Annotated in this window: 12 protein-coding genes; 7 read left to right on the top strand and 5 right to left on the bottom strand. The window is 67.8% G+C overall.

Features of this window, described 5'->3' with window-relative positions:
- Positions 1 to 80: 80 nt before the first annotated feature.
- Positions 81 to 1,508, top strand: a complete 1,428-nt coding sequence (locus ACZK4S_RS09745; protein ID WP_076059342.1) for a phosphoglucomutase/phosphomannomutase family protein — start codon at positions 81 to 83, stop codon at positions 1,506 to 1,508.
- Positions 1,509 to 1,510: 2 nt separating this feature from the next.
- On the opposite strand, the gene ACZK4S_RS09740 is transcribed toward ACZK4S_RS09745, so the two are convergent.
- The 5 genes from ACZK4S_RS09740 to ACZK4S_RS09720 all read right to left on the bottom strand — a co-directional run bounded on the left by ACZK4S_RS09740 (position 1,511) and on the right by ACZK4S_RS09720 (position 6,911).
- Positions 1,511 to 3,478: an alpha-glucosidase gene (locus tag ACZK4S_RS09740; protein ID WP_076059340.1), complete on the bottom strand. Its 1,968-nt coding sequence runs from the start codon at positions 3,476 to 3,478 to the stop codon at positions 1,511 to 1,513.
- Positions 3,456 to 4,814: a glycoside-pentoside-hexuronide (GPH):cation symporter gene (locus tag ACZK4S_RS09735; RefSeq protein ID WP_463644101.1), complete on the bottom strand. Its 1,359-nt coding sequence runs from the start codon at positions 4,812 to 4,814 to the stop codon at positions 3,456 to 3,458. Before ACZK4S_RS09735 ends, ACZK4S_RS09740 begins: the two co-directional genes overlap by 23 nt.
- 203 nt (positions 4,815 to 5,017) lie before the next feature.
- Entirely contained in the window at positions 5,018 to 5,806 is a 789-nt protein-coding gene (locus tag ACZK4S_RS09730) for a putative RNA methyltransferase (protein WP_463644100.1), read from the bottom strand.
- Positions 5,803 to 6,597 carry an SURF1 family protein gene (locus ACZK4S_RS09725; protein WP_076059335.1) on the bottom strand — a complete coding sequence of 265 codons (795 nt, stop codon included), beginning with the start codon at positions 6,595 to 6,597 and terminating at the stop codon, positions 5,803 to 5,805. Before ACZK4S_RS09725 ends, ACZK4S_RS09730 begins: the two co-directional genes overlap by 4 nt.
- Positions 6,594 to 6,911 carry a DUF3099 domain-containing protein gene (locus ACZK4S_RS09720; RefSeq protein WP_076059333.1) on the bottom strand — a complete coding sequence of 106 codons (318 nt, stop codon included), beginning with the start codon at positions 6,909 to 6,911 and terminating at the stop codon, positions 6,594 to 6,596. The genes ACZK4S_RS09725 and ACZK4S_RS09720 overlap by 4 nt, the downstream gene beginning before the upstream one ends.
- 100 nt (positions 6,912 to 7,011) lie before the next feature.
- Here ACZK4S_RS09720 and fabG point away from each other — a divergent pair, with 100 nt between their 5' ends.
- Genes fabG through ACZK4S_RS09690 form a run of 6 tightly spaced genes read left to right on the top strand, consistent with a single transcriptional unit; the run spans position 7,012 to position 12,233 of the window.
- A complete protein-coding gene (gene fabG, locus ACZK4S_RS09715; protein WP_076059331.1) occupies positions 7,012 to 7,728 on the top strand; it encodes a 3-oxoacyl-ACP reductase FabG in 717 nt (238 codons plus the stop codon).
- Between the two features lie 14 nt (positions 7,729 to 7,742).
- Positions 7,743 to 8,516, top strand: a complete 774-nt coding sequence (fabI, locus tag ACZK4S_RS09710; protein WP_076059329.1) for an enoyl-ACP reductase FabI — start codon at positions 7,743 to 7,745, stop codon at positions 8,514 to 8,516.
- Between the two features lie 51 nt (positions 8,517 to 8,567).
- Positions 8,568 to 9,353 (top strand): ABC transporter ATP-binding protein, encoded by a 786-nt coding sequence (locus tag ACZK4S_RS09705; RefSeq protein WP_076059326.1) that lies wholly within the window; start codon positions 8,568 to 8,570, stop codon positions 9,351 to 9,353.
- Complete coding sequence (locus ACZK4S_RS09700) at positions 9,350 to 9,826, top strand: NfeD family protein (protein ID WP_233120678.1); 477 nt, start codon at positions 9,350 to 9,352, stop codon at positions 9,824 to 9,826. The genes ACZK4S_RS09705 and ACZK4S_RS09700 overlap by 4 nt, the downstream gene beginning before the upstream one ends.
- Positions 9,827 to 9,852: 26 nt before the next feature.
- Positions 9,853 to 11,040, top strand: a complete 1,188-nt coding sequence (locus ACZK4S_RS09695; RefSeq protein ID WP_083665363.1) for an SPFH domain-containing protein — start codon at positions 9,853 to 9,855, stop codon at positions 11,038 to 11,040.
- The gene (locus tag ACZK4S_RS09690) at positions 11,040 to 12,233 is read left to right on the top strand and encodes an amidohydrolase family protein (RefSeq protein ID WP_463644099.1); all 1,194 of its coding nucleotides are present in this window, start codon (positions 11,040 to 11,042) and stop codon (positions 12,231 to 12,233) included. The genes ACZK4S_RS09695 and ACZK4S_RS09690 overlap by 1 nt, the downstream gene beginning before the upstream one ends.
- The last annotated feature ends 1 nt before the right edge of the window (position 12,234 follow it).

Here is a 12,234-nt window from a genome sequence, read left to right as displayed (position 1 = left end):
ACGTTCACACTTTCTGTTCATTCGCTCGCAATCCGGGCACTGTTCCTGGCTCATCTGATGCGCGGGTCTAGGGTGAAGTCGTGGCGAGAATCAAGTTTGGTACCGGCGGATGGCGTGCGATCATCGGCGACGAATTCATCCGTAGCAACGTTCGACTGCTGTGTGGGGCACTCGCGCAGCGCATCAGGGAAGAAGGGGCTGCGGACACCGGCATCGTGATCGGTTATGACCGCCGTTTCCTCTCGGATGTCGCCGCCCACTGGGCCGCAGAGGTGTTCGCGGGCGAGGGCATCCGCACGCAGGTGATCAAGGTGGCGCAGGCGCCCACCCCGATGATCATGTGGACGGTCAAGGACCAGGGCCTGCCCTACGGGATGGCCATCACCGCCTCCCACAACCCCGCGCTCTACAACGGCATCAAGGTGTTCACCGCCGGCGGCAAGGACGCCGACGAGGAGATCACCCAGGACGTCGAACGCCGGATGGGGCTGCTCGAGGGCGAAGGCGAGGACGCCATCGGCCACATCGCCTATGAGAAGGCACTCGACGCCGGGAAGATCACCGAGATCAACCCCTTCAACGGCTACATCGACTCCATCGTCGAGCAGGTCGACATGCTGGCGATCAAGAGGGCGAACCTGAAGATCGCCCTGGACCCCATGTTCGGGGTGTCCAAGACGTCGCTCCAGACCATCCTGATGACGGCCCGCGCAGACGTCGAGGTCATCCACGACAGGCACGACACCCTCTTCGGTGGCCGCATGCCGTCGCCCACCAGCGCGACGCTGGAGTCCCTCAAGCGCTACGTCCTCGACAACAAGTGCGACCTGGGCATCGCGACGGACGGCGACGCCGACCGCATCGGCGTCATCGACGACAAGGGCAACTTCCTGCACCCCAACCAGTTGCTCGTGATCCTCTACTACTACCTGCTCAAGTACAAGGGCTGGAAGGGCGCCGTCGTGCGCAACGTGGCCACCACATCGCTCCTCGACGACGTGGCCGAGCAGTTCGGTGAGCAGTCCTACGAGGTGCCCGTCGGCTTCAAGTGGATCTCCGGCAAGATGCTCGAGACCGACGCCATCATCGGCGGCGAATCCTCCGGCGGCCTGACCGTGCGCGGCCACATCTCCGGCAAGGACGGCATCTACGCGGCAGCGCTGCTCGTCGAGATGATCGCCGTGGTGGGCAAGCCGATGAGCCAGATCTACGAAGAGATCACCGGCCAGTTCGACCCGCACTACATGGCGGAGACCGACTTCAAGTTCCCGCAGGAGCGCAAGCCCGAGATCCTCAACACCCTCATGGTGGAGAAGAAGCTCCCCGAATTCACCGAGAAGGTCGTCCACGTGTCCTACCGCGACGGCGCGAAGGTGTACTTCGAGGACGGTTGGATCATCGCGCGCTTCTCCGGCACTGAGCCGCTGCTGCGCATCTTCTGCGAGCTCCCCTCGCAGGAGCGTGCCGAAGCCGCCTGCGAAGAGATGCGTGCCTTCCTGGGCCTCTGAGGTCAGTAGATCCGGCTGACGGTCGCCTCCCACGGCTCCATCACGGGGCCGCGGGGGCCGCCCAACACCGGCACGATCGTGCCCCGCACGTGCGGCCGCTTGATCTTGCGCCCCGTGGTGTTGCACTCGATCAGGAACCGCTGAGCGCCCAGCGTGCGCTGGTAGGCGAAGTAGTACTTCTTCTGCCGGTGGACCCACCGCAGGTCACCGAGCGTGAGGGCGCGGAACTTCCGGCGCAGCGAGATCAGCGCGCGGTGCCACGCGAACACCGAATCCGGGTCCTCCATCTGCTCCTTCGCGGAGAATCCCGGTGTGGTGTCCGTACCTGCCAACCACGCGGGGGCCTCGCTGAACCCGCCGTCGGGATCCCAGCGCATGGGAACCCTGGCGTGGTCGCGCGTTCCCGCGAGGATCTGCTTCCACGCCTCGACCTTGCTCATGCCCGCGGTCAGTAGATCCGCGTGCCGGTTGATCGACTCGACGTCGCGGAGTTGCTCGACGCCCTCGAAGGCGTGGTTGGTGGCACCCAGTTCCTGCCCTTGGAAGAGGAACGGCGTGCCGCGCATCGTGAGCTGGATGGTGGCCAGCATTTTGCCGATCGCCGTGCGCACGGCCGGGTCGGCCTCGCGGCCACCCCCGAACTTGGACAGCATCCGCGGGTTGTCGTGGTTGTCGAGGAAGACGGCGATCCAGTCGTTGGGGGCCAGGTGCCGGTCGTAGGCGCGGTAGAAGCGCTTGAGGTACCAGAGCTTGTAGTCGTAGGTGTGCCACCTGGTCTGGCCGGGGTTGTCGAGCACGTCGAAGTTGAAGATGAGGTCAAGTTCGCCGCGCCCGTAACCGCTCAGCAGCCGCCCGAGTTCCATGCCGATGCCGGGGGTCTCGCCCACCATGATGCCGATCATGTCCGGGGGCAGTGGGTCGCCGAGCTCGCCGTCGGGCAGTTTCCGACGGGGGGTTGAGACCGGCGCCTCGCGGCGGGTGAACCCCTCCCGGCGCAGCCCCCGCAGGAACTCGTGGAGGCGCGGGCCGTAGAAGTAGTGCTCCACGCCGATGAACTCGAGCAGCTCGCCGATGAACGGATGCCCGTCCGGCAGCCCCGGCTTCTTGGAGATGTAGTTGATGACGTCCAGCCGGAAGCCGTCGATGCCGCGCTTCATCCACCACGTCACGATGTCAGCGACCTCGGCGCGCACCTCGTCGTTGTCCCAGTTGAGGTCCACCTGCCCCTCGGCGAAGAGCCGCAGCGCCCAGCGTTCGGCCTCGGGGAACCAACGCCAGGCCGGGCCGGAGAAGAAGGAGCGCCAGTTGTTCGGCGGTTGGTCCGGGGAGCCCCTCTCGAGGAAGTAGTAGCCGCCGTACCTGCCGTCGGGGTCCTTCAGCGCCTTCTGGAACCACTCATGATGCGCGGAGGTGTGGTTGACCACGAGGTCGAGGATGATCCGCAGCCCGCGGTCGTGGCATTCGGCGATCAGCTCGTCGAGGTCCTCAAGGCTGCCCATCTCCTCCATGACGGCCCGGTAGTCCCGCACGTCGTAGCCCATGTCCTCGTTCGGGGAGTCGAACACGGGGGACAGCCACAGGCAGTCGACGCCCAGCTGCTGGAGGTAGTCGAGTTTGCCGATGATGCCGCGGATGTCGCCGACCCCGTCGCCGTTGGAGTCGGCGAAGGAGCGCGGGTAGACCTGGTAGAAGACCGCTTCGCGCCACCACGGCGTCGGGTCCGGGGCGCGGCCCCTGCGGGGGCGCTCCGTCTCGCTGTTGACCAGGCCGAGGATCATGTCCACCATGCCCGGACCGCTGATGGGCTCCGTCAGTTTCTCCACGACTCCGATGGGCAGGCCCGCGAAGAGGTGGATCAGGCGTCGGGGGAGGCCGGTCTGGAGGAAGAGCTTGTCCACGATGTCGCGCCCCATGGGGTGGCGGTAGAGGTCGTGGATGGTGCTGCGCTTAGTCAGCAGCTTGTAGGACATGGCGCTCCTTCACTTCTCGCACCACACGGGCGTAGAACTCTTCGTCCAGTGTGTACCTGGCCCGGAGGATGAGGTAGCTGACGGTCATCAGGATCATGGGGAGCACGAGCATCGACAGCCGGACAGTGGTGGCGCCGCTGACGCTCACGTCTGCGGCGCTGGTGGCCTCGTCGATGCCGGAGATGATCACGGTCGCCCCCACCACGCCGCTGGCGATGGCGTTGCTGAGCTTGTAGATGAACGGCTGCAGCGAGAACGTGATCGATTCGTTGCGGCGGCCGAGCTTCCACTCGCCGTACTCAACGGAATCAGCGATGAACATCACCATGAGCAGCTGGATCGCGCCCTGACCGCTGAACAGCAGCACGCCGGCCACCGCCACCAGCGGCAGCGAGGTGCCGGAGAAGAGGAACACGACGTAGCCGGCGAGGCACAGCACGGTGGCGAGCAGGTGGATCTGGCGGCGCTTCAGCACCCTGGAGACCAGCGGGAAGAGGGCGAGGGCGGCGATCTGCGTGACGCCGAGCACAGCCGCGAAAATGGGGTAGGCGCCCTCGTCGTCGAAGATGTACTTGAAGTAGTAGAGGCCGAACGACGTGGTGGTGATGTAGCCGGCCATGTAGGCCACCATCGCCAACGTGACCCACATCAGCTGGTCGTTGCGGAAGATGACGGAGAAGAGCTCGCGCAGGGGGGTGGCTTCAGGCCTGGTGGTGACCCGCTCGCGCGTGAGGATGAGGTTGACCGACTGGAACGCCAACATGATCACGACCAGTGCCACGGCCAGTACGAACCAGGCGGTGCGCTCCGAGCCGAACACGTCGGTCAACCAGCGCGTGAGCGGTACCAGGCCGACGGCGATGGAGAACAGGCCGACGTTGGCGCAGATCCTGGCCACCACACCGATGCGTTCGCGCTCCTTCTGATCACGCGTCAGCGAGGGCAGCATGGACCAGTAGGCGATGTCATTGATGGTGAACGCGATCTCCCACACCAGGTACAGGACGGTGAACAGGATCACGTAGTTCCAGCCGTCGACGCCGGTGTCGAAGAAGATCATCAGAGTGGCGATGCCCCAGAGCAGCCCGCCCCAGAAGATCCACGGCTTGAACTTGCCCCATCTGGTGTGGGTGTTGTCCACGATCACGCCCATGAAGGGGTCGTTGACGGCGTCGAAGATGCGCATCACCACGAGGATGACCGTCACGACGGCGAGCTGCGCGCCGCTGACGTCGAGCACGTCGGTGAGGTAGAACAGGAGGTACATCGACACCAGAGCGGCGACCATGTCGCGCCCCAGAGTGCCCAGGCCGAAGCCCCAACGGTTACGCGTCATTGTGGTCAACCCGGAAGCTGCCCTGGTCGGGGTCCAACGTCATGCTGCACACCCTAGTGACGCAGATGGGCCATAGACCCCGGAAAAGGGCCATGCTGCAACCCATTGGAACCCCCAAGTACCTCGAACGTAGTAGATCGAGAGCCTACCCCCACCGTTGCAGGGGCCAGGAGGGTCCGCCCTTGGTCTCTGGCCGGTGTGCCTCAGGGCCGGGTCAGGCAGAGCACCGTCACGGCGATACTGCACGTGCCCGGGGCGACCTCCGCAGGGGAACCGTGAAAGGCGTTGGGGCCCATGGCGATGAGGTCGTGCGTCTGCTCGGCAGTGAGGTCTGCGGTGCGCTCCACCGTCGTCGTGCCGGCGTCCCAGCCCGGGAAGGCGGCGGTGACGGCTTCGGCCTTGTCCTCCGGCACGTCCAGTAGCCCGTGGCGTGCCCTGATCTCGCGGAGGTGGGTGGGGAGGGGCACCACCACCACCAGCCGGCCCCCGGGCTCGAGGACCCGCCCGAACTCCGCGGGGTTGCGGGGGGCGAAAACGCACAGCAGGGCATCGACCGCGCCATCGGCCACCGGTAGCCCAGCCCAGGTGTCCGCGACGACGGCCCCGGCGCGGGGATGGACGCGCGCGGCCCGCTTAGCGGCCGCGACGGAGACGTCGGTGGCGAGGCCCTGCGCGTCGGGCAGTGCGTCGAGGGTGTGGGCCAGGTAGTACCCGGTTCCCGCGCCAACCTCCAGGACCCGCGTGGCGCCCGCTGCCGCGTCGGCCACGGCGTCGGCGATGGGGCCGAAGAGGCCGCTGCCCAGGAAGCGCGCCCGGGCATCAAGCATTGCGGGCGTATCGGCGTTCTTCGGCGCGGCGTGGCCCAAGAGGTTGACGTAGCCCTGACGTGCGATGTCGTAGGTGTGGTTGCCCGGGCAGCGCAGGGCGCCGTCGTGCCGGTTGAGTGGCTGGCCGCAATGGGGGCAGGTCAGCCAGTCGAACGGGTGCGTCATCCGTGTTGCTCGTCGGCGCGTGGCAGGTCGACAGGGCTGACGACGCTGGCGGGTGCAGCCTGGGCCTTCTTCCGCGCCTTGCGACGATCGCGGATGTCGCCCCGGATGAGCACGACCAGGCCGATGATGCCGATCACCGTGAACGCGAACCACTGCAGCGCATAGGAGAAGTGGCTGCCCTCGTCCAGCGGCGGGGGGCCGATCGGGGTGAGGCCGGACGAGTCCGCGGGGCTCGACTCGATCACCGACACGAAGCCGTTGACCAGCTCAAGACCCATGACGTCGCCGAGGACGTCGGAGTTGATCAGGCGGAGTTGGCCGTCGTGAGGGGTCATGGCGCCCACGTCGCCGCGCTGGTTGCGTTGCACGAAGCCCGTGATCGTGACGGTGCCGGTGGGCAGCGTCGGCTTCTCGGCCTCCGGTGCGGCGCCCTGGCGGGGGAGGAAGCCGCGGTTGACCAGCAGGTGGTCACCCTGGTCTGTCTCCAGCACGGCGAGGAACTCGGAACCGTAGACGCCGTCGAGCGAACGGTAACGGACCTGGAACTGCTGGGGCACGTATTCGCCCGTGGCGGTCACGCGGTACCACTGGTCGTCGTCGCCGATCTCGCCGGTCATCACGTCCGGGTAGGGCCGCACCTCCAGCGACTCATGGGCCACGACCGTCGCGTTGCGCTCGCGCCGTTGGTCGAGGCGGTCGAGCTGCCAACGGCCGAGCTGGACGAAGGTGAAGGCCAGCAGCACTCCGATCAATGTGATCGCGACGTAGCGGATGACCTGTGTGCGGGTCACGAATCGTCCTCCTCGAGGGTGCCCTTGACCACGTCACCTGTGGTGAGGGACTTGGCGTCGGCCGACGGCTCTGCGGGGGCAGGCGGGGGCGGCCGGTGGTCCACCTGGTTGGCCAGCAGTACCGCAGCGAGCGCGAGCACGGCCGCCAGCACCAGAGTGACGACCTTCCACCACCCCGGCACGATCAGGAAGGCCACGAACAGCGCCGTGCGCACGCCCATGGTGATCAGGTAGCGTTTCTGCCGCTCCGCCAGATCGAGGCTGCGACTTCGCCCGGCGCTGGTGATCAGCGCTGCGTCGTCCGTCTTGGCCATGCTTCGAGCATAGTCTCCGCCTCGCTTCGAACTCGAGTGGCGGCACGCGCGACCCGGGACACGGCGACAAGCCAGACTGCCGTCGGGTAAGTTGCTCTCCGTGGCTGAAGAACAAGGACGCGTAGTACTCATCACCGGCGGCTCCAAGGGAATCGGCCGGGCGATGGCAGAGGCATTCCGCGACGCCGGGTACCGCGTCGCAGCGACGTACCGCTCCGGCGGCGTGCCCGATGGCGTCCTCGGCGTCACCTGCGACATCACGGACCAGGGCCAGGTGGATCAGGCCTTCGACCACATCGAGGCTGAACTCGGCCCGGTCGAGATCGTCGTCGCCAACGCCGGCGTCACGAAGGACACCCTGCTGATGCGGATGTCGGACGACGACTGGAACGCCGTCATCGACACCAACCTCACCGGCACCTTCCGCGTCGTGCGCCGCGCCACGAAGAAGATGACGCGGGCCCGCTTCGGCCGGGTCATCCTCGTCTCCTCCGTGGTGGCCCTCCTGGGCTCGCCGGGACAGATCAACTACTCCTCGTCGAAGGCCGCGCTCGTCGGCATGGCGCGCAGCCTCACCCGCGAACTGGGCACCCGCAACATCACCTCGAACGTGATCGCGCCCGGCTTCATCGAGACCGAGATGACCGCCGTGCTCGGCGACGATCTCATCGCCGACTACAACAAGCGGATCCCCGCGGGCCGGCTCGGCAGCGTCGACGACGTGGCCAGGGCCGCGCTCTTCCTCGCGTCCGACGGCGCGGGCTACATCTCCGGTGCCGTGCTGCCCGTTGACGGCGGCCTCGGCATGGGTCACTGAGGAAGGAACGGACAATGGGTCTGCTCGAAGGAAAGAACATCCTGGTCACCGGTGTGACCATGCGCACCTCGATCGCCTACGCGGTGGTCGACATCGCCCAGCGGGAAGGCGCCAACGTCGTGGTGTCCGCGGCCGGTCGCGCGGTCGGCCCCGCGCAGCGCGCCGTCGGCAAGCTCGATACCGTGCCGCCGCTGATCGAACTCGACATCACGGACCCGGAGCACCTGGCGGCGCTGCCGTCCATGCTGGGCGAGCATTTCGAGGGCGGGCTGGACGGCATCGTGCACTCCATCGCCTACGCGGACCCGGAGAAGGCGCTCGGTGGCGCGTTCCTCAGCACCGACTGGGAGACGGTCGGCAACGCGATGCACATCTCGGCCTACTCCCTGCAGTCGCTGACCATGGCGGCCAAGCCCATGCTCAACCGCGGGGCAGGCGTCGTCGGGCTCACCTTCGACGCGCGTTACTCGTGGCCCTCGTACGACTGGATGGGCGTGGCGAAGGCCGCCCTGGAATCCACCTCGCGGTACCTCGCCCGCTACCTTGGCCCGGACGGCATCCGCGTCAACCTCGTGGCCGCCGGCCCCGTGGACACGGTGGCGAAGAAGGCCATCCCCGGTGCGTCGTCGTTCAACGACATCTGGGCCGAGCGGGCCCCGCTGTCGTGGGACGCCTCCGACGCGGTGCCCTCGGCGAAGGCCGTCGTGGCGCTGCTGAGCGACTGGTTCCCCGCCACCACCGGCGAGATGGTGCACGTCGACGGCGGGCTCCACTCAACCGGCGCCTGACACCGCGCGTCCCGCATCCCTGGGGATTCGTCGGCCGGTAGGGTTGGTGCCATGGCAACGGTGGCAGAACTGGCAGGCGTGACGATCAAGCGCGGCAACAATGTGCTCCTTGACCGCATCTCGCTGATCATCCACGAGGATGAGCGCTGGGTGGTCGTCGGGCCCAACGGCGCGGGGAAGACAACCCTGCTGCAGGTGCTCTCCGCACAGATGTACCCCAGCGACGGTGTCGTGGGGCTGCTCGGCGAAGTGGTCGGGGCCGTCGATGTGTTCGAACTGCGTCCCCGCATCGGGTTCACCTCACTCGCACTGGCGGAGCGGATCCCGGCGCGTGAAAAGGTGCGCGACGTGGTCCTGTCTGCCGCGTATGGCGTCCTCGGCCGCTGGCGCGAGGAGTACGACGTCTACGACGAGGCCCGGGCAGACGACCTGCTCGCCTCCCTGCGCGTCGACCAGCTCACCGGACGCACCTTCGGCACCCTCAGCGAGGGCGAGCGCAAGCGCGTCCAGATCGCCCGGGCCCTGATGACGGATCCCGAGATGCTGCTCCTGGACGAACCGGCCAGCGGCCTCGACATCGCCGGCCGGGAGGCCCTCGTCGACACCCTCTCCGAGATCTGCCTCGACGAGGACTCACCGGCCACCGTGCTGGTGACACACCACTTGGAGGAGGTCCCTGAGGGAATCACCCACGCGCTGCTGCTGCGCGGCGGTGTCGTCGTGGCTTCCGGGCCCGTCGAATCAACGCTGACCGACGAGAACCTGAGCGCCACCTTCGACATGCCGCTGGCCGTCACCCGGCACGACGGACGCTGGGCCGCCCGGAGCCGGCGATGAACGAGTTCATGGACTGGTTCCGCGACAACCTCTGGGCCGGGTGGGGGTTGCTGGCCATGGGGCTCGCGGCCGCTGAACTCCTCACGCTCGACCTGACGTTGCTGATGCTCGCCGCCGGCGCGCTCACCGGCGGCGTCGTGGCACTGGTGTTCCCGGGGCTCGTGTGGCTCCAGATCGCCGTTGCCCTGATCACCGCCGTCGCCACCCTCTTCCTGCTGCGGCCCACGCTGTTGGCCAAGGTGCGCGCCTCCAAGGGCTACCGCTCCAGCCTCGACACCCTCGTCGGCTCCAAGGGCCGCGCCACCGCCATGGTCTCCGGGATCGCCGGCGAGGTGAAGGTGGACGGCCAGATCTGGGAGGCCCGCTCCTTCGATCCGTCCATCACCATCGAGGCCGGCGAGGAGATCGAGGTCTTCTCCATCGACGGCGTCACCCTCAGCGTCTATCCCAGTAACCGCCCTCTCACGCAGTAGCCACAGCCACCATCTAAGGAAAAGCGATGCCTGACCCGTCACTGTTCATTCTCATCGGCGCGGCGGTGGTCGTCGTGCTGATCCTGGCCGCCACGCTGAAGATCATCCGGCAACAACAGGTGGCGCTTGTGGAGCGGCTGGGGAAGTTCCGCAAGGCCCTCGAACCTGGGCCGCACCTCGTCGTGCCGTTCTTCGACCAGATCCGCTACACCCTCGACATGCGCGAGGAGGTCGTCCCGTTCCCGCCGCAGGGCGTGATCACCGAGGACAACCTGATGGTGTCGATCGACTCTGTCATCTACTTCCAGATCGTCGACCCGGTGCGCGCCGCCTATGAGGCACAGAACTACCGCGCGGCCATCGAACAGCTCACCATGACCACGCTGCGCAACATCATCGGCGGCATGGACCTCGAGGCTGCGCTGACGTCGCGCGAGGAGATCAACCAGCGGCTGCGCGCCGTGCTGGACGAGGCCACCGGCAAGTGGGGCATCAAGGTCAACCGCGTGGAACTCCGTGCCATCGAGCCGCCGCCCACCATCCGTGACGCGATGGAGAAGGGCGCCCGCGCCGAGCGCGACAAGCGGGCCCAGATCCTGTTGGCCGAGGGCCAGCGGCAGTCGCAGATCCTGTCGGCCGGCGGTGACCGCGAGGCCGCGATCCTCCGGGCCCAGGGCGACCGTGAGGCCCAGGTGCTGCGCGCCCAGGCCGAGCGGCAGGCGGCCATGCTCCGCGCCGAGGGCGAGGCGCAGGCCATCACCAACGTGTTCGAGGCCATCCACGCCGGGCAGCCGGACCAGGCGCTGCTGGCGTACCAGTACATGCAGATGCTGCCGAAGCTCGCCAACGGCGACGCGAACAAGATGTGGATCGTGCCCAGCGAACTCAACGACGCGCTGAAGGGCCTCGGCCAGATCGCCGGCGGGGAGGCGCAAGACGTCCGCGACTACGTCTCGCAGGCGACCACGCGGTTCCAGGCGCCCAAGAAGGTCGACGTGCACGCGGAGATCGAGGAGCAGGCCGAGAAGGACAAGCAACGCTCGGACGAGACGGTGGAGAAGGCCATCGCCGACGCGAGGGCCCTCGAGCAGAACAAGCTCGCCAAGCGGCAGACCGGAGGCCGGCCCGCGCTGTCCCAGGCTGCCGACAACCTCCCACTGGGAGACCCGCAACACATGGAACAGCCGGCCGAGCAGACCGACGACCACCTCTGATGCGACCCATCACCGCGCTGCGCAACGTCCGCGTCCGCAGCGACGGCATCACCACGCGCGCCATCGACCTGGTGTTCGACGGCGGCCTGATCGCTGCCGTCGAGCCGGCTGCAGACCTGGATTCGGCCGGCCCCGATGAGGTGGACGGCAGGGGACTGCTGGCCATGCCCACCGTCATCAACGCTCACGCCCACGTCGACAAGTCGTGGTTGGGACTCGATTGGCAGTCCTACGGCGGGGAGGGCGGCACCGACGGCCGGATCCGCCACGAGCGGGCGCGCCGGGATGAACTGGGCATCCCCAGCGTCGAGCGCACCCGTGAGGTGCTCCAGGCGTTCGTGGAGCACGGCACCACGGCGATCCGGACCCACGTCGACGTGGACCTCGGCGTGGGGCTCCGTGGCATCGAGGCGGTGCGCGAGGCGGTCGCCGAATGGGACGGCGCGCTGCAGGCGGAGATCGTCGCCTTCCCGCAGGACGGGGTGCTGAGGCGCGACGGTGTCGCCGATCTGCTGCGCCGGGCGGTCAGGGCCGGTGCCGAACACGTCGGCGGCCTCGACCCGGCCGGGATCGACCGCGACCCCGTCGGCCAGATCGACGTGCTGCTGGGCATCGCGGCCGACGAGGGGTGTGGCATCGACATGCACCTCCACGATTCCGCGGATCTGGGCGCGTTCCAGATGGATCTGGTCATCGAGCGGGCCGCCCGCCTCGGGCTGCACGGCCGGATGAACTTCGCCCACGGTTTCGCCATCGCGCAGGTAGGGCCGGCCCGGCGCCGCGACCTCCTCCAGGCGATGGGTGAACTCGGCATGACGTTCACCACAGTGGCGCCCCTCCGCCTGCCCCAGTTGCCGCTGCACGAGTTCGCGGAGGCGGGCGTGCCGTTCGCGTTCGGCACCGACGGCATCCGCGACCTCTGGTCGCCCTACGGCACCGGCGACACCCTCGGCATCGCGTGGCAGTACGCACGGTCGTCGTCGATCGTTCGCGATGAGGACCTCCAGCGGGTGATGGACCTGGCGACGCGCGGCGCCGCGTCCTTCGTGGGCCGGGCGACGCACGACCTGGTGCCGGGTGCGCCGGCAGATGTCGTCCTGGTGGAGGCCGAACACGAGATGGATGCGCTGGTGCGGGTGCCACGCCGCGAACTGGTCATCGGCGGGGGACGCATCCTGCACACGGCGGGCTGAG

Source organism: Tessaracoccus zhenghani (genome assembly GCF_055326325.1).
The sequence above is the reverse complement of the archived record's forward strand: the minus strand, read 5'-3'. Positions and strand labels throughout refer to the sequence as shown.

Bases quoted from the DNA above. Each gene is read 5' to 3' on its own strand.
- ACZK4S_RS09740 (WP_076059340.1), bottom strand. From the start codon at position 3,478: ATGTCCTACAAGCTGCTGACTAAGCGCAGCACCATCCACGACCTCTAC.
- ACZK4S_RS09735 (WP_463644101.1), bottom strand. From the start codon at position 4,814: ATGACGCGTAACCGTTGGGGCTTCGGCCTGGGCACTCTGGGGCGCGAC.
- ACZK4S_RS09730 (WP_463644100.1), bottom strand. From the start codon at position 5,806: ATGACGCACCCGTTCGACTGGCTGACCTGCCCCCATTGCGGCCAGCCA.
- ACZK4S_RS09720 (WP_076059333.1), bottom strand. From the start codon at position 6,911: ATGGCCAAGACGGACGACGCAGCGCTGATCACCAGCGCCGGGCGAAGT.
- fabI (WP_076059329.1), top strand. From the start codon at position 7,743: ATGGGTCTGCTCGAAGGAAAGAACATCCTGGTCACCGGTGTGACCATG.
- ACZK4S_RS09705 (WP_076059326.1), top strand. From the start codon at position 8,568: ATGGCAACGGTGGCAGAACTGGCAGGCGTGACGATCAAGCGCGGCAAC.
- ACZK4S_RS09700 (WP_233120678.1), top strand. From the start codon at position 9,350: ATGAACGAGTTCATGGACTGGTTCCGCGACAACCTCTGGGCCGGGTGG.
- ACZK4S_RS09695 (WP_083665363.1), top strand. From the start codon at position 9,853: ATGCCTGACCCGTCACTGTTCATTCTCATCGGCGCGGCGGTGGTCGTC.
- ACZK4S_RS09690 (WP_463644099.1), top strand. From the start codon at position 11,040: ATGCGACCCATCACCGCGCTGCGCAACGTCCGCGTCCGCAGCGACGGC.